The 16,511-nt window shown below is 55.2% G+C and carries 18 protein-coding genes; 10 read left to right on the top strand and 8 right to left on the bottom strand.

The genetic code is table 11. The features are described from left to right. Positions 1 to 77 precede the first annotated feature (77 nt). On the top strand, positions 78 to 2,360 hold the full coding sequence (metE, locus tag G462_RS0102035) for a 5-methyltetrahydropteroyltriglutamate--homocysteine S-methyltransferase (RefSeq protein ID WP_026957497.1): 2,283 nt from the start codon (positions 78 to 80) through the stop codon (positions 2,358 to 2,360). Positions 2,361 to 2,447: 87 nt separating this feature from the next. Here the strand turns inward: metE and G462_RS0102030 are convergent, their stop codons facing one another. The 5 genes from G462_RS0102030 to G462_RS0102010 form a co-directional block, all read right to left on the bottom strand. Next, on the bottom strand, positions 2,448 to 3,770 hold the full coding sequence (locus tag G462_RS0102030) for an anaerobic C4-dicarboxylate transporter (protein ID WP_026957496.1): 1,323 nt from the start codon (positions 3,768 to 3,770) through the stop codon (positions 2,448 to 2,450). A 295-nt stretch (positions 3,771 to 4,065) separates the two neighbouring features. Further along, the gene (locus G462_RS0102025) at positions 4,066 to 4,638 is read right to left on the bottom strand and encodes a DNA topoisomerase family protein (protein ID WP_026957495.1); all 573 of its coding nucleotides are present in this window, start codon (positions 4,636 to 4,638) and stop codon (positions 4,066 to 4,068) included. A 142-nt stretch (positions 4,639 to 4,780) separates the two neighbouring features. Beyond that, positions 4,781 to 5,254 (bottom strand): DUF494 family protein, encoded by a 474-nt coding sequence (locus G462_RS0102020; RefSeq protein ID WP_026957494.1) that lies wholly within the window; start codon positions 5,252 to 5,254, stop codon positions 4,781 to 4,783. A 1-nt stretch (position 5,255) separates the two neighbouring features. Next, a complete protein-coding gene (gene dprA / locus G462_RS0102015) occupies positions 5,256 to 6,356 on the bottom strand; it encodes a DNA-processing protein DprA (RefSeq protein WP_026957493.1) in 1,101 nt (366 codons plus the stop codon). Next, positions 6,357 to 7,424, bottom strand: a complete 1,068-nt coding sequence (locus G462_RS0102010; protein ID WP_051326467.1) for a LysM peptidoglycan-binding domain-containing protein — start codon at positions 7,422 to 7,424, stop codon at positions 6,357 to 6,359. A 98-nt stretch (positions 7,425 to 7,522) separates the two neighbouring features. Between G462_RS0102010 and def the strand changes: the two genes are divergently transcribed. The 5 genes from def to G462_RS0101985 all read left to right on the top strand — a co-directional run bounded on the left by def (position 7,523) and on the right by G462_RS0101985 (position 13,243). Then, positions 7,523 to 8,032 carry a peptide deformylase gene (gene def / locus G462_RS0102005; RefSeq protein ID WP_026957491.1) on the top strand — a complete coding sequence of 170 codons (510 nt, stop codon included), beginning with the start codon at positions 7,523 to 7,525 and terminating at the stop codon, positions 8,030 to 8,032. A 13-nt stretch (positions 8,033 to 8,045) separates the two neighbouring features. After that, complete coding sequence (gene fmt, locus G462_RS0102000; protein ID WP_026957490.1) at positions 8,046 to 9,005, top strand: methionyl-tRNA formyltransferase; 960 nt, start codon at positions 8,046 to 8,048, stop codon at positions 9,003 to 9,005. Further along, positions 8,995 to 10,311: a 16S rRNA (cytosine(967)-C(5))-methyltransferase RsmB gene (gene rsmB / locus G462_RS0101995; protein WP_026957489.1), complete on the top strand. Its 1,317-nt coding sequence runs from the start codon at positions 8,995 to 8,997 to the stop codon at positions 10,309 to 10,311. The genes fmt and rsmB overlap by 11 nt, the downstream gene beginning before the upstream one ends. A 91-nt stretch (positions 10,312 to 10,402) precedes the next feature. Next, the gene (gene trkA, locus G462_RS0101990) at positions 10,403 to 11,779 is read left to right on the top strand and encodes a Trk system potassium transporter TrkA (RefSeq protein WP_026957488.1); all 1,377 of its coding nucleotides are present in this window, start codon (positions 10,403 to 10,405) and stop codon (positions 11,777 to 11,779) included. Between the two features lie 15 nt (positions 11,780 to 11,794). After that, positions 11,795 to 13,243 carry a TrkH family potassium uptake protein gene (locus G462_RS0101985; RefSeq protein WP_026957487.1) on the top strand — a complete coding sequence of 483 codons (1,449 nt, stop codon included), beginning with the start codon at positions 11,795 to 11,797 and terminating at the stop codon, positions 13,241 to 13,243. Positions 13,244 to 13,272: 29 nt separating this feature from the next. Here the strand turns inward: G462_RS0101985 and G462_RS21500 are convergent, their stop codons facing one another. Further along, positions 13,273 to 13,506: a hypothetical protein gene (locus tag G462_RS21500; protein ID WP_035476452.1), complete on the bottom strand. Its 234-nt coding sequence runs from the start codon at positions 13,504 to 13,506 to the stop codon at positions 13,273 to 13,275. After that, positions 13,499 to 13,894 (bottom strand): SirB2 family protein, encoded by a 396-nt coding sequence (locus tag G462_RS0101975; protein ID WP_026957486.1) that lies wholly within the window; start codon positions 13,892 to 13,894, stop codon positions 13,499 to 13,501. The genes G462_RS21500 and G462_RS0101975 overlap by 8 nt, the downstream gene beginning before the upstream one ends. Positions 13,895 to 14,105: 211 nt before the next feature. Here G462_RS0101975 and G462_RS24635 point away from each other — a divergent pair, with 211 nt between their 5' ends. From G462_RS24635 to G462_RS0101955, 4 genes are all read left to right on the top strand, one after another. Then, on the top strand, positions 14,106 to 14,252 hold the full coding sequence (locus G462_RS24635; protein WP_169720128.1) for a hypothetical protein: 147 nt from the start codon (positions 14,106 to 14,108) through the stop codon (positions 14,250 to 14,252). Positions 14,253 to 14,330: 78 nt separating this feature from the next. Beyond that, entirely contained in the window at positions 14,331 to 14,693 is a 363-nt protein-coding gene (locus G462_RS0101965) for a DUF1820 family protein (RefSeq protein WP_425393721.1), read from the top strand. After that, a complete protein-coding gene (locus G462_RS0101960) occupies positions 14,690 to 15,022 on the top strand; it encodes a hypothetical protein (protein ID WP_026957484.1) in 333 nt (110 codons plus the stop codon). The genes G462_RS0101965 and G462_RS0101960 overlap by 4 nt, the downstream gene beginning before the upstream one ends. A gap of 194 nt (positions 15,023 to 15,216) precedes the next feature. After that, positions 15,217 to 16,185 carry a LacI family DNA-binding transcriptional regulator gene (locus G462_RS0101955; RefSeq protein WP_026957483.1) on the top strand — a complete coding sequence of 323 codons (969 nt, stop codon included), beginning with the start codon at positions 15,217 to 15,219 and terminating at the stop codon, positions 16,183 to 16,185. Between the two features lies 1 nt (position 16,186). On the opposite strand, the gene G462_RS0101950 is transcribed toward G462_RS0101955, so the two are convergent. Further along, positions 16,187 to 16,510 (bottom strand): YdbL family probable chaperone protein, encoded by a 324-nt coding sequence (locus tag G462_RS0101950; protein WP_026957482.1) that lies wholly within the window; start codon positions 16,508 to 16,510, stop codon positions 16,187 to 16,189. Position 16,511 lies beyond the last annotated feature (1 nt).

Genomic DNA, 16,511 nt, shown 5'->3' with positions numbered 1-16,511 from the left:
CATCGTTTCAAAGCCCTAGACTGCCATCAACAAGCTATCAAAACGCACACAACTGACGAATACGACAAGGGATTAACATGGCACGCTTACACAACCTCGGCTTCCCGCGCATTGGCGAAGCCCGACAGTTAAAATTCGCTCAAGAGCGTTACTGGCGCGGCGAATCAGACCTCAACGCCTTACTCGATGAGGCGGCGACACGACGCAACCAAAACTGGCAGCGCCAGCAGGACTTGGATCTGGTCCCGGTAGGGGATTTCTCGCTGTACGACCATGTACTGGACACCAGCTTATTGGTGGGTAATCTGCCTAAGCGCGTCACCAAGCTCGGTGGAGAATGGCATCAGCAATACTTTCGCTCAGCCCGGGGTAGGGCGCCGCAGGACGATGCCTCATCAACTCTGGCTGCCGCCGAGATGACCAAGTGGTTTGATACCAACTATCACTACCTGGTGCCGGAGTTTAGCGCTGACACCCAGTTCTCACTGAACAGTGCCCAGTTACTTGCTCAAGTCGAGCAGGCCAAGCAGCAACAAGTGGCTCAGAAGGTGATACTACTCGGTCCAGTGACCTATTTGTGGTTGGGCAAGAGCAAAGATGACAGCGATAAGCTCGCCTTGCTGCCACAACTGCTAAGCGTCTACCAACAGCTTCTGGGAGAGCTAAAACAACACGGCGTCGAATGGGTACAGATCGACGAACCGATCTTGGTGACAGAGCTAGATAGCGCGTGGCAGCAAGCACTGGTGGATGCCTACCAAACCGATAGCAACACTCGCCCGAAACTACTACTCACCAGCTACTTCGGTGAGCTGCAAGACAACCTAGCCCTGCTGCCACAACTTAAGGTTGAAGGCTTCCACTTAGATGCCGTGCGCGCTAAGGCCGAAGTACCTAAGCTACTATCGCAACTTTCCAGCGAGCAGGTGTTGTCATTAGGGGTGATTGATGGGCGCAATATCTGGAAGAGCGATCTGAATGCCCTGCTGGAATGGCTGGAACCACTGGCCAATGACCTAGGCGATCGCTTATGGCTGGCACCATCCTGCTCGCTACTGCATGTACCGGTCGACTTGGCTCAGGAGCAAAAACTCGATGACGAGCTATTGAGCTGGTTGGCCTTCGCCCAGCAAAAACTCGAAGAGCTGCAAGTGCTGGGTAAGGCCCTCAACCAAGGGCGTAGCAGCGTGTCTGAAATCCTGCTGAACAACGCCTACGCACTAAGCTCGCGTACCTTATCAACACGGGTGCACAACGCCGCAGTTAAGCAGGCCTGTAGTGACGTAAGCCCGGCGATGCTGGAGCGCCACCAAAGCTACACCCTGCGCAGCGAACAGCAACAGTCGCATCTCAAACTGCCGCTGTTCCCCACTACAACCATCGGCTCGTTTCCTCAAACCGCCGAGATCCGCAAGTTACGCCGGGACTTTAAGCAAGGCAATATAGACCAGCACGACTACCAGCAAGCAATGCAAGCGCAGATCAATCATGATGTTGAGCAGCAGCACAAGCTTGGCTTGGACGTATTGGTGCATGGTGAGGCCGAGCGCAACGATATGGTTGAGTACTTCGGTGAGCAGCTCGACGGCTATGCCTTTAGCCAACTCGGCTGGGTGCAATCCTATGGATCTCGTTGTGTGAAGCCGCCGATTATCTTTGGCGATATATCACGCCCTGAGCCGATGACCGTCGAGTGGACCCGCTATGCGCAAAGCCAGACCGAACAGCCGATGAAAGGGATGCTCACCGGCCCGGTCACCATGCTTAACTGGTCGTTTGTGCGTGACGATCTGCCGCGCAGTCAGGTGTGTCAGCAACTGGCCTTAGCAATCCGCCAAGAGGTATTGGATTTGGAGCAATCCGGCATCGCCATCATACAGATCGATGAAGCGGCGCTGCGTGAAGGCTTGCCGCTTCGCCAAGCACAATGGCAGGAGTATCTGGATTGGGCAGTGGACGCGTTCAAGCTATGCGCCAACGGCGTGAACGATACTACCCAGATCCACACTCACATGTGTTACTCGGAGTTTAACGACATCATCGCCTCCATCGCCGCCATGGACGCCGATGTGATTACCATCGAAACCTCACGCTCGGATATGGAGCTGTTGGAAGTGTTTGAAGAGTTCGCCTATCCCAACCAGATTGGCCCGGGCGTGTACGATATCCACAGCCCCAACGTGCCCAAAACTGAATGGATGGTGGAGCTAATGCAAAAAGCCGCTCAGCATATCCCGCTAGAGCGTCTGTGGGTCAACCCTGACTGCGGCCTGAAAACCCGTCAGTGGCAAGAGGTATTGCCCGCATTGGAGAACATGGTAGCCGCGGCGAAGCAGTTGCGGGCGCAGCACGCCAGCTAGCCAGCGCAGCGGATAAAAAAAACGAAAAAGGGGAGCATCACGCTCCCCTCACTCTTCTTAACGAACGGCTTTCAAACCAATACTGAACTAGTTAACCATCATCGAGATGAAGTAACCCAGTACGGTCGCCGAACCTACACCGATAAAGCCAGGTAGCATGAAGCTGTGGTTCAGTACGTACTTACCGATACGGGTAGTACCTGAACGGTCGAAGCTGATGCCTGCCAGATCGCTTGGGTAGAATGGGAAGAAGAAGTAAGCGTAACACGCTGGTAGCACACCAATCAGTACTACCGGGTCGATACCCAGTGCAAAGCCCAGTGGCAGCGCCACGGTCAACGCTGCAGCCTGCGATTTCAGGAAGGCTGAAATCACGAACATGGCGATGGCAAAGGTCCATGGGTATACGTTCACCATACCGCTTACCATCTCAATGATGTAGGGCTTGTGGTGACCGATGATGGTGTCAGAGAACCAGGCGATACCGAAGATGGTAATCACCGCGCTCATACCAGCAGTAAACACGTTCGAGCTAACGATACGCTTTGGCGAGATGTTGGTCGCCAGCAGGATAACCGCACCCACAGATAGCATCATGAACTGAATTGCTACCGACATGCCTACGCCTTCTGGCAGCAATTGCTTGCTGAACAGGGCTAGGATAACCACCGACAGAATACCCAGTAGGAATACGCTCAGGCCACGCTTAGCGGTTTGCTCTTGCTTGGCGTTGTCTTGTGCGTTGCCTTCTTGCTCTGGATCTACCAGGCTGTTGCGGAACTCTTCATCTTGTAGACGCGCTTGGAACTCTGGGTCTTTGTCCAGATCTTTACCGCGCTTCAAGCTCCAGGTACAACCGATCAACAGGCCCCCCAGGGTTGCTGGGATGGTAACCATTAATACGTTAATCAGGTTGATGTCCAGGTTGTTATCTACCGCAGTGGCCATAACCACCGCAGCAGCAGCCGCGATTGGGCTAGCAGTAATACCCATCTGCGAGGCAACCGTGGCCATCGCCATTGGGCGCTCAGGACGGATACCTTTTTTGTAAGATACGTCGTAGATAACTGGCAGCAGCGGGTACACCGAGTGACCAGTACCCACTAGAACGGTCAGGGTGTAGGTACACAGTGGGCCAAGGTAGACGATGTGCTCAGGGTGTTTACGCAGCAGACGCTCTGCAAAACGTACCAGCAGCTTCAAGCCGCCGGTGGCTTCAAGGGTTGCTGAGGCAGCAACTACCGCCAAGATGATCAGCATTACGCCGATAGGAGGCTGACCAGGAGTAATGCCAAACACAAAGGTCATGACAGATACGCCCAAGCCGCCAAGCAGACCGAACGCGATACCGCCGTAGCGAATACCGACAAAAATCACGGTCAGCAGTAAAAGTAAGTGGATCCAGAACATTGTTGCCCTCAAATATTCATGTTGCGTTATGAATCAATTCCAATCTGATCCTCTAGTAATATTCCATTAGGGCGATATTTATACCGTTAAATAACCAAAGGTCAATTTTTAATAACCAGCGATTGACCGAGATCATTAACTTCTTAACCATTGTTGCGGAGCTGTGACATCAGCCATTTTTGACAAGTCGCCGCCAAGCCATAGCTGTGCATAGTTTGTACAGCTATGGGCAGATGACACTCAAATGATGTGTGTTAACAGAGGAAGAGCGGATGCTGGACTGCACCCGCCAAAATCAGTCGTCGATTTTTTCTTTATAGTTACAACTTTTCTGCGGACAGATCTTAAACATGCCAGCCGCATACTGTTTTTCCACCAGCAACTCCCAGCCACAATCCGGGCAGGTTTCTGCGCGTGGTTTGTCGTTCACCGCATAGCGACATTTGGGGTAGGCATCGCAGGCGTAGAAGGTTTTACCATAACGTGACTGGCGCGCCACGATAGATCCTTTGCTGCAGGAGGGGCACCGAATGTCCTTGGTCTCTTCGGTTTTGGGCTGGGCAGACTCGATATGCTGGCATTCAGGGAAGTTGCTGCAGCCGATAAACATGCCATAGCGGCCTTGGCGCAGCATCATCTCCTCACCGCATTCCGGGCACTCGGTGCCGGGCAGACGTTTTTCCAAGGAATGGTCGTTGGAGTGCAGCGAGCGCTTGTAATCGCAACTTGGGTACTGGCTACACCCTAGGAAGGGACCGGCTTTACTCTGCCGATGCACCAGTTCGCCGCCACATTTCGGGCAGACCTGATAGGCCTTCTCGAGGGCATGCTCGTGGGCTGAAAACAACTTCGGGTCAATTTTAGACATGGCCAACTCCCAGCTTGAATGGGCTAAGTGTAACGCCGACCCTGGCTGGAAACTAGGTGAAACGAACCTGCTCGCCGGGGATCCCGGCGAATCTAACGCATCACGTAAGCCTAATCGGCTTTATGTGGGCTAAGCGATATGCTTAGTGAACGGCGCCGTCGCCTAAATCGAACAACAGCTCTTCCATTTGCTGGTAGGCGTTCTCACTGCCGGGAACATTGAACAACACCATCAGGATGACCCATTTCAGGTCTTCCAGCTCCAGCTCAGGGCCGTCGAGCTCCATCACACGATCGATCACCATTTCTCGGGTTTCGGCGTTCAACACCTGCATCTGTTCTAAGAACAGAATAAAACCGCGACAGCTTACATCGATACGCGCCATCTCTTGCTCGGTATAAACGCGCAATGAAGGGCGTTCAGAGGGATTGAGGTAGGGTTGTGTATCGCTGTCCTGAAGGGCAGCTAACTTTTCCAACCAATCCAGAGCTTTGTATATCTCTTCCTTGTGGAAACCAGCGCGACTTAGCTCCTCTGTAAGCTCATCGTGATCCATCATCAACTCCACATCGCTATGGATGTAGGTTTCAAATAGATACATGAGGATATCAAACATGTTAGTTCCTCCTCAGTCTGACGTAACCACCTGGCACTGCGGCCACTACACCTCGTATTTCTAACTCAACCAATTGAGCCAGAACCTCATCAACAGGGCGTTGACTATGGGCTACCACCTGATCGATAGGTGTAACCTCATATCCAACGCTATCTAACAAACCTGCATTTGGCAATGCTTTGTTTTCTTCCAGATCCGGGTTTGTTGCTACTTCCTCCTCGATTGGTGAAAAATCCAGCAGCTCTTCCACTATATCGACCGGATCAGCCGCCAGTTTGGCTCCTTCCTGAATAAGCTTATGACAGCCGGCACGCAGCGGATCATCAATCGAGCCCGGAATGGCGAATACCTCACGCCCTTGCTCGGCCGCATAGTTGGCGGACAGCAGTGAGCCGCTGGGCAAACTAGCCTCCACCACCAATACGCCCAAGCTTAGCCCACTGATAATCCGGTTGCGCCGTGGAAAGTGCTGCGCCTTGGCCGATACCCCCGGCCAAAACTCACTCAGAATCAACCCCTGTTCAGCAATCCGATGGGCCAGTTTTAAGTGGCGCTTGGGATAGACCAAATCCAGCCCAGTGGCGACCACTGCGATAGTGCCATCGGGCCGGGCGTTAAGCGCCCCCAGATGCGCCGCTGCATCAATCCCCAAGGCCAAGCCGCTGGTGATGGTCAGCCCTTGCTGGGCCAGCTCGCTGGCAAAGCGCTCTGCTTGTTTTTGGCCGCTCCAGCTGGCATGACGGCTTCCCACTATGGCAAGTTGTGGGCGCGTCATTAACTCGGGCTGGCCCTTGGCAAAGAGCAGCAGCGGCGGGCTGGCGATGTGCTTTAAGGGCTCGGGGTAGTCGCTGTCAAAGCAGCTGTAGAGATGGTGTTCGGGGGCTTCGAGCCACTCAAGGCAGCGTTCAATCCGCGCCATCGGTGGGTTTTGCAGGGCTCGGCGCTGTTTATCGCTCATCCCAAGCTCAGCTAGCGCCGCATCATCGGCCTCGAACAAGTACTGGGGCGGGCGGCCATCGAGCACGCGTTGCAGGGTGGCGCATCCCAAACGTGGGATGCTGTCCAGAATCAGGCCTTGCTCAACGCTCAGCCACTTGCTCACTTATAGGCTCTCGACCAAAAACTGCGGATACATGATGATCTTGCTCTCCGTGATAATCGCAAAGCTTAGCTTGTCGTAGACCTTAAACACCATCAGCTCTCCAACCTTTTCGCGGGGTAGGGCGACCAGCTGCTGGTCGTCATTGAACAACCTATCGAACGCATTCGCCGACTGCTGATAGCTCTTGCGTGCGGGTTTATCGACAATCAACTTGCCCGGTTGGGCTATCGAGAACATGTCTCCGGCCTCAATACTGTCGCGTGCCCCTTTGTTGATGAGTACCACGTCGTAGCGGCTAAACACCGAGTTGTCGTTGGCCGAGGCCACAATCAAGCCATCGCTGCTGAGGTCTTTCTGGCGTGGGCTAAAGTAAACGGGTAGCTGGTCCTGCTCCGGCAGAGGCAGCAAGATATCGCCCTGGCGCATCTCCTGGCGGATATCGATCACCCGAAACTCGCTGATCTGATCATGGTGGGCAGCTACCACCTGGCCGATCGCCAAAAACGTCACCGCATGGCCGAGCACCTCAGCGCTTTCTGGGTCAACATAGGGCTCGCCAACCCGATACACCCCATAGTAACGCTGCAGCTCGACCTCACCGCGCGCATACACCGGGCGGCCAATGGCGATGCGGGTCTGGGCATCATTGTCGCCCAGCACATAGGGCAGGCCTTCCAGCAAGTCGCTATCAATCACATGGTCGCGACTTAAGAACGGCGCAAGCACTGACAGTGGCAGCGTGGGAATCGGCTGCTCCTTGGGCTTGAGTCGCGAGGTGGGCGACATGTGCAGCATCGGTTTGCGCACCAAACGCGGCTCGCCATCGATAAAGGTCAGCGTGAGCACATCGCCGGGGTAGATCAAATGGGGGTTGTCGATTTGCGGGTTATGTTGCCACAGCCGCGGCCACTTCCATGGGGAGTTAAGATAGAGCGTCGAGATATCCCATAGGGTGTCGCCCTTTTTCACCACATAGCGGTCGGGGAAATCCGGCTTTAAGGTCAACTGATCGGCCCATGCGCTCACTGCGCTCAGCAGACATACCAGTGCCAATACGACTGTTTTCATGTGCAATCCTTGCCCATTGCCTATCAAGGCTGTAATTCGGCTTAATAAATGACTAAAATTACCCAATTCTTATCTATATCGAGCAAAAAACATTAGCTATGGCCGTCCTTGAAGTACTGCGCTTTCCCGATGAACGTCTGAGAACTATTGCGCAACCTGTTAAAAGTATTGACGATAATACGAAAATTACTATCGAAAATATGTTCGAAACAATGTATGCCGAGGAAGGAGTAGGGCTGGCTGCGACACAGGTCAACATTCACCAACGCATCGTGGTTATCGATGTGAGTGAAACACGCGACCAACGTCTGGCATTGGTCAACCCAACCATCGTCGCCAAAGATGGGGTTGAGCTCAACGAAGAGGGCTGCCTGTCAGTCCCCGAGTACCGTGCCCAAGTTGAGCGCGCTCAGCAAGTGACCGTGAACTACCTCGACGCCGATGGAAACGAGCAGTCACTTGACGCCGATGGCCTACTGGCAATCTGCATTCAGCACGAACTCGATCACCTCGAAGGCAAACTGTTTATCGATTATCTGAGCCCACTCAAGCGCCAGCGGGTTCGCGCCAAACTTGAGAAGCTTGCCCGCCGCAGCAAACGCGCCTAATCTGGAGAACATCGTGACCCCATTGCGAATTATTTTTGCCGGTACTCCGGATTTCGCTGCTCGCCACCTGCAGGCCCTGCTCGACTCAGACCACGACGTCATCGCTGTCTACAGCCAACCAGACCGCCCGGCTGGTCGCGGTAAAAAGCTCCAAGCCAGCCCGGTTAAGCAACTTGCAGTCGATGCCAATGTACCGGTGTACCAACCCGAGAACTTTAAATCTCAGGAAGCCAAAGATGAGCTGGCCGCGCTGAATGCCGATCTGATGGTGGTGGTGGCCTACGGCCTGCTGCTACCTAAAACGGTGCTGGACACGCCGCGCTTGGGCTGTATCAACGTGCATGGCTCGCTACTGCCGCGCTGGCGCGGGGCTGCGCCCATTCAACGTTCTATCTGGGCGGGCGACAGAGATACCGGCGTCACCATCATGCAGATGGATGAAGGCCTAGATACCGGCGATATGCTACTCCTAGACAGCCTACCCATCGAGAGCAGCGACACCAGCGCCAGCCTCTATGAAAAACTGGCTGAAACCGGTCCGGTCGCGCTACTCAAAGCCCTTGAAGGTATCAGCGACGGCAGCATCCAAGCGGTTAAGCAAGACGATGAGCAAGCCAACTACGCCAAAAAGCTTAGCAAACAGGAAGCGCGCATCGACTGGCGCCACGACGCTGCATTTATCGAACGTTGCGTACGCGCCTTTAATCCGTGGCCGGTGAGCTACTTCACCCTACAAGGCCAGAACGTCAAGCTGTGGCAAAGCAGCGTGGCGGAGTATCAAGGCGACGCAGCCCCCGGCACCATTATCAGTGCCGACAAACAGGGCATCATCGTTGCCACCGGCCAGCACGCGCTGCGCTTGGAAAGCCTGCAGATCCCCGGCAAGAAGGCGATGGCGGCCGCCGATCTGCTTAACGCCCGTAAAGAATGGTTCACCCCGGGCACGCAACTGGAGCTAGCCGATGGCGAGTAAGCCACGTCAGCTCAGCCCGCGCGCCGCGGCGGCATCAGCCCTGTTTCAGGTGGTTGATCAAGGCCAATCGCTAAGTGCCGTGTTGCCGCGGCTGCTCGGTCAGGTCGAAGCCAAAGACCATGGCTTGGCGCAAGAGATCTGCTTCGGTGTACTACGCTGGCTACCGCGCCTGGAGTGGGTGATCCAACAGCTGATGGAGCGCCCCCTCACCGGCAAATCGCGCAGCGCCCACTTCCTGTTGATCGTTGGCGTGTACCAGCTTTTCTACATGCGCATTCCGGCCCATGCTGCGTTATCAGAAACCGTTGAAGCTACCCGCGACCTGAAGTTTGCTCACCTCAAGAAGCTGATTAATGGCGTGCTACGCAGCGCCCAGCGCCAGCAAGATGAGTTAGTAGCGGCCCTTAAGCAGAACGACAAGCTGCAAGATTGCCACCCAAGCTGGCTGCGTAAGCAGCTACAGCAGGCCTACCCAGAACAATGGCAAGACATTGTTGCAGCGAACAACCAGCAAGCACCGATGTGGCTGCGGGTAAACGCGCAACATCACAGCGCCAGCGCTTATCAGCAGTTGCTGGCAGAGCAGGGGATTGAGGCCTCATTGTGTGAGCGTGCTGCCCAAGCCATCCGCCTGCACAAGGCTCAGCCGGTCGGTAAGCTGCCGGGCTTTGAGCAAGGCCATAGCTCGGTGCAAGACGGCGCCGCCCAGATGGCCGCCAGTTTGTTAGATGCCCAACCGGGCGAGCGGGTACTGGATGCCTGCGCGGCCCCCGGCGGAAAGACCTGCCACATCCTCGAGCTACAGCCTGAGCTGGCCCACTTGATGGCCATCGACGCCGATGCCCAGCGACTGCAACGGGTCGAACAGAACCTCCAGCGGATTGGCCTGCAAGCCGAGCTGCTGTGTGCCGATGCCAGCCAGCCGGACACGTGGAACAGCGAGCCCTTCGATCGCATCTTGCTGGATGCGCCGTGCTCGGCCACAGGCGTGGTTCGTCGCCACCCAGATATTAAATGGCTGCGCCGCGCCTCGGATATCGATGAGCTGGTAGCCCTACAGGGCAAGATCCTGCGCGCGATGTGGCAACAACTTAAACCCGGCGGTGTATTGCTGTATGCCACCTGCTCGGTACTGCCGCAGGAGAACGCCCAGCAAGTGGCGCGCTTCTTGGCAGAAACCGACGATGCCGAACTGGTTCCCGTATCAGATGGCGAGAGCGTCACCCAGCCCGGTTGGCAGCTACTCCCCGGCGAACAGCACATGGATGGCTTCTACTACGCCAAACTGCGCAAGCAAGGCGAATAGACAGATGAAACGCAATCAGCAAGCGCTGGTTGCGTTTCGCGCAAGATGCCCGCAAACTAACCTCGACAACTTTCTAAGGCGTTGTTAGGCAATGAAAATTATTATTCTTGGTGCAGGTCAGGTCGGCGGAACGCTGGCTGAGAATCTGGTCGGCGAAAAATCCGATATCACCATCGTTGATACCAACTCCGAACGCTTACGCGATCTGCAAGACCGCTTCGACCTGCAGGTGGTGACCGGCCATGCCGCCCATCCCAATGTGCTGCGCGAAGCCGGCGCACAAGACGCGGATATGCTGGTCGCCGTGACCAACAGCGATGAAACCAATATGGCCGCCTGCCAGGTGGCTTACACCCTGTTTAACACCCCCAACAAGGTGGCTCGGATCCGCTCTGAAGAGCTGCTGGCCGAGAAAGAGGCACTGTTCAATGACGAGGCCTTCCCGCTCGACCATTTGATTGCGCCAGAGCAGCTGGTGACCAACTACATCAGCCGCTTGATTGACTACCCCGGCGCACTGCAGGTGATGGAGTTCGCCCACGGTAAGGTCGGCTTGGTGGCGGTCAAAGCCTACTATGGCGGCCCATTGGTGGGCAACGCGCTGTCGTTGCTGAAAGACCATATGCCCAATGTCGAAGCGCGGGTAGCCGCTATCTTCCGTCAGGGCCGGGCGATCCGCCCGCAAGGCACCACCGTGATCGAGGCCGATGACGAGGTGTTCTTTGTTGCTGCCAGCGCCCATATCCGCGAGGTAATGAGCGAGCTGCAAGAGCTGGAGCGCGCCTATCGCCGCATCATGATCGTCGGCGGCGGTAATATTGGCGCCGCATTGGCCAAGCGCTTGGAGAGCTCATACAGCGTTAAGCTGATTGAACGTAAGCAACGCCGCGCCGAGCAATTGGCTGAGCAGCTCAACAACACCATCGTATTCTGCGGTGACGCCTCAGACCAAGAGCTACTCAGCGAAGAGAATATCGAACAGGTGGACGTGTTTATCGCGGTCACCAACGACGACGAAGCCAATATCATGTCAGCGATGCTGGCCAAGCGCATGGGCGCTAAGAAGGTAATGGTGCTGATCCAACGCGGCGCGTATGTGGACTTAGTGCAAGGTGGCGCCATCGATATCGCGATCTCGCCACAGCAAGCTACCATCTCGGCACTGCTGACCCATGTTCGCCGGGCCGACATCGTCAACGTGTACTCGCTACGACGCGGAGCAGCGGAGGCCATCGAGGCGGTCGCCCACGGCGATGAAAACACCTCCAAGGTGGTGGGACGCAGCATTGGCGAGCTAAAACTGCCCCCCGGCACCACCATTGGTGCAATTGTACGGGGCGATGAGGTAATTATCGCCCACGACCATACCGTGATTGAGCAGGATGACCACGTGGTGATGTTCTTGGTGGATAAGAAGTTTATCCCCGAAGTCGAACGACTGTTCCAGCCGAGCCCGTTCTTCCTTTAAACTCTGGGCAAAGTGATGGACCGCTTACTCCCCCTCGCGCTAGTGTTTGGCTTGGTACTTTCTAAGCTAGCACTGGCAATGCTCGCCCCAGTGGCGATTGGTATCTGGCATAACGAGCCAGAGTACGTCGACTTTTTCTATGCGTTTCTGCTGACCCAAACCGTCGCATTATTGCTGATTCATGTTGGCCGCAAACGCCCTTTTCATCTGCAAGTGCGCGAGATGTTCCTGCTTACCAGCAGCGTGTGGTTGCTGGTGTGGCTGTTCGGCGCACTGCCGCTGGCGTTTTACCACGGCATTAGCTGGACCGACGCCTGCTTTGAGGCGATGTCGGGACTAACCACCACTGGCTCCACCGTGCTGCAGGGGCTCGATGATATGCCCTACACCATCTTGCTTTGGCGCTCGATGCTGCAGTGGCTCGGCGGGATTGGCTTTATCGTGCTGAGTGTGGCAATTCTGCCGTTCTTAAACGTCGGCGGGATGCGCCTGTTCCAAACCGAATCCTCCGATTGGTCAGACAAAGGCAACCCCAAAACCAAGCACGTCGCAGCCAATATGGTTTGGCTCTACCTGGGCCTGACCTTAGCCTGTACCCTCGCCTATAAATTCAGCGGCATGAGCTGGTTTCACGCCACTAACCACGCCATGACCACCCTCTCCACAGGTGGCTATTCCACCTCGGACGAGTCGATGGCCCACTTCTCCCATGCTAGTCACTGGGTCGGTAGCCTGTTTATGTTCCTTGGCGGCATGCCGTTCTTGCTGATTATCGCCGGGCTTCGTCAGCGACAAATCAGTAAGATCTTTAACGACACTCAGGTGCGAGGCTTTATCTGGTTGGTCGTGGTGGTCGGCACCATGATGAGCTTGTGGCTTTGGCTGGAAGGCAAGTTTCCACTGGAAGCGGCGATCCGCATCAGCGTGTTCAATATTATCTCCATCGTCACCACCACCGGCTTTGGTCTGACCGACTTCAGCCACTGGGGCAGCTTTACCACGGTGCTGTTTGCCTTCTTGATGGTCTGCGGCGCTTGCTCCGGCTCCACCTCGGGCGGGGTTAAGCTGTTCCGCTTTCAGATTGCCTGGGGGATCTTACAGCGCCAATTGAATCAATTGATCCACCCACGCGCTTGCTACCCTCAGCGCTATAACGGACGGATTGTCAGCGAGGATACGATTCGTTCGGTAATTGCGTTTTTGATGGCCTTTGGTTTTACCATTATCTTATTGGCGGCCGGCCTAGCGCTGATTGGGCTTGATCCGGTGACCGCCATCTCCGGCGCGGTTACTGCCGTGGCCAACGTTGGCCCAGGGCTTGGGCGAGTGATTGGTCCAGACCATAACTTCCATGAGTTGCCCGATTTGGCCAAGTGGTTGTTGTCTTTTGGCATGTTGCTCGGCCGCTTGGAAGTGCTGACCTTTGTAGTACTGCTGCTGCCGCGTTATTGGCGCTACAGCTAGGCCAGCACTTGCTTGGGTTTGGGCTTGAGCTAGAGCTTTTGCTGACTTACCCGTCCGACACGAGGATTGAGCTTCCACCACACCAGCAAGTACAGCAGATACAAGCCCACCACTGCGCCTTTGTGCCAGTTACTGCCTTGGTCGAGATCGGCAAAGCTCAGCTCATTTACCTGACAGTAGAGGTAGGCGATCAACGGGAAGCTCAGTAGCGAGGAAAGCCGCCACAGGTTATGCAATAAGGGGCGTAGCAGTAACTCAAACACCGGCCAACAGCCCCATCGGTGAGCGAGAGAAGGCGATCGCCAAGATCTGGGCAAAGCACAGCAGCGCAGCCAAGCCATAAAGTAGCTGCTTAGCGCGAGTCTTGGCCCACTTCAGCGCCGCCAAACCCAGCCAGATATAAAGCACCAAGAAGCCTACTTTGGCGCTTAGCCATAGGCTGACAAAGGGATACTGGCGGAGGATCCAGCACAACATCAGGGCCGAAACCAACAACACCGTATCGATGATGTGCGGTGCCACCTTCAGCCAACGCTGTTGGCGCATGGGCGAGTTACATAACACCAGCACCCAGCGAAACGTGAAGCCGATCACACTTAACAAAGCAAACGTCATATGCAAGTGTTTAAGCATGGGGTAAAGATTAGCCATTACTGTTGTTTTTAAGTGATTGTATTTAATGCAGTGTATCGATTGAGACGCCGACTTACAAAGTTTTCCCGGAGCGGCTCTGCCACTAAAGTCGGGTAGCTCTTCTGCTATATTGTGATAGAACTCACTAAACAAACGCAGTTTGCTATGGCAAAGTGTACGGCCCTCAACAGAGGGAATTCGGTCAACAATTAGTGCAAAGGAAAGCAATATGGCAGATGCTCATTCGCTCTTACCTGCAATCGAAATCCTGATGTGCCACACCGGTGCTTCGTTTATCGATGCCTGTGAAGAGCTTGGGATCGATCCACAAGAAATGTCACAGTATCGCGATCCCAACCACGAAGATGAAGAATAGAGAAAAAGGCAGCCTCGGCTGCCTTTTTTGTTCACACTGACCAAAATTTGCTGCTCTCCCCACCCCCACCTGTATACAATGCACCAACGCCCCCGTCAGATAACGTTTAGTCCACAAGTGGTAACCATGGATCAGGTCTATCGAGTATTGTTCAACCTCGGCGATAAACGCTACGAGGTCTACGTAAAAGAAGTCACCCAGAGCAGCTTGTTCGGCTTTATTGAACTGGCCGACTTCGTCTTCGACAACCACGCCCAACTGTTGGTCGACCCCAGCGAAGAAAAACTCAAAAGCGAGTTCTCCAAGGTGCAGCGCACCTTTGTGCCGATGCACAGCATCCTGCGCATTGATGCGGTAGAAAAAGCCGGACCAGCCAAGATCCAAGAGCAGGGCTCGGTCACGCCATTTCCCGGACCGATCTACACCCCGAGTCAGTCATGAGTCATTCCGATACCCTGCTCGACTGGCCCAAGCTGTTCGCGCAATACTCACAACCGGCCCTGCTGGCCGACTGGTTGGCCCAAGTGTTAGAGGGGCTCGCCCAAGAGCAGCAGCTACTCAATCAGGCCAGCGACCTGGGTGAGATTCAGGTGGCCCAACGGATCCAACTGCAAGGTTTGGCCGCGGTGGTATGCAGCCCCCGCCTCACTTATCTGTTAGAGCAAAGCAAACACAGCGACCCGGCGCAGCATCCCGAACTGATCGCGCAGTGCCAGGCATGCTTGACCGCCATTAAGCATGAGTTGCAGAGCTACCTGCAGCAGCAGTGAGAGCCCTCTCAATTTCGCGATGGTGCCGATGAAACCGCCAGAGCAACGGATGCTTTTTCACAACAGCGGTGGTATACCAATCTGCATAGTTAGGTGATTGCAGTTCCACCTGTTTAGCGGAGCTTTGCTTACCGCCCGACACACAACGATAACCATAACAGCGCCTGCCCAAGGCAGACAGTCAAGGAAAATACGTGGTAAACATCTACAAAGTTGCTGAGCATGCTGGCGTTTCGCGCAGTACGGTTTCGCGCTACCTCAATGGCAGCCCCAACGTTTCCGACAAGGCCAAGCGTAAGATCCAAGCCGCCATCGACGAGCTCGACTATCATCCCAATGCAGTTGCCCAATCCTTGGCGCGACGTCATTCCAACTGTATTGGGATGGTGGTTGAGACCCTATCTGGCCCTTACCATAGCGAGATCATCCATGCGGTACAGCATGAGCTGCGCAGACTAGGTAAGCACTTGATTGTCACCGCTGGCGGCCACTCCAACGATGAAACCTTGGAAGCCATTAACTTCCTGCAGTGCCGCCAGATCGACGGCTTACTCGTGCTTACCTCACGGCTTAACACCGAGATGCTGCTGGAGCTTAATGGCAAGATCAAGAACATGGTGGTGCTGGGTCGCCGCATTCCTGAGCTGGAATCCCAGTGCATCTGGGTGGATGAGGATCTAGGCGGCCGCATGGTAGCGCGTCATCTGCTGGAGCGCGGCTATAAGAAGCTCGCCTGCTTGCGCGGCGCGGAGCATATTCCCGATGTGAATGAGCGCATGGCGGGCTTTCTGGATGAGTTAAGCGGTAAGGGAGTCAGCCTGGAGCAAGGCGCAATCCTCAACGCCGAGATGCAAGAGCAACTCGCCTATCAGCAGGCCTTGGAGTTTCTGCCCAAGTTTGCCCCCGACGCGCTGTTCTGCTGTAACGATAATATGGCGGCAGGCGCGATTCGCGCTGCCAACCAATTAGGTATTAAGGTGCCCGAGCAACTGGCGATAGTGGGCTACGATGACAACTACTATGCGCAGCTATCGCACCCAGCGCTATCTACTGTGGCCCAGCCGCTCAACGAGATGGGAGAGCTGGGCGCGCAGCGAGTCTGCCAGGAACAAGCTGAAGGCGTAATGGTTTCCCCCAGCTTTGTGTTGCGCGAGTCGAGTTAACTCAGGGCTTAGCGATAAAGCGGCCGTCGGCGGCTTCCACCATATGCCCGCGGTCACTGCGCTCTATCGCTTTCTTGCCCGCTAGCTGACCAACCTGCTCAACACTGAGGTTGTTGTCGGCGGCAATCTTCTTATAACGGCTCTCGCGTTTCTTGTTCACATCAGCCACCAAGGCAGCTACGCCGCTCTGATTGCTGAGCACCGCCAGCATACCGTTACGCTGCTCGCCCACCCAGCCTTGCTGTTTCGCATCGGCCAAATCCAGCGCCATACTTGAGAAGCTGACACTCAGCAGTAATGCAATTAACCACTTATTCCACGTCATC

This window comes from Aliagarivorans taiwanensis DSM 22990, from assembly GCF_000429505.1.
GTDB classification, from domain to species: domain Bacteria; phylum Pseudomonadota; class Gammaproteobacteria; order Enterobacterales; family Celerinatantimonadaceae; genus Aliagarivorans; species Aliagarivorans taiwanensis.
This window is presented reverse-complemented; position numbering and strand designations above follow the sequence as displayed.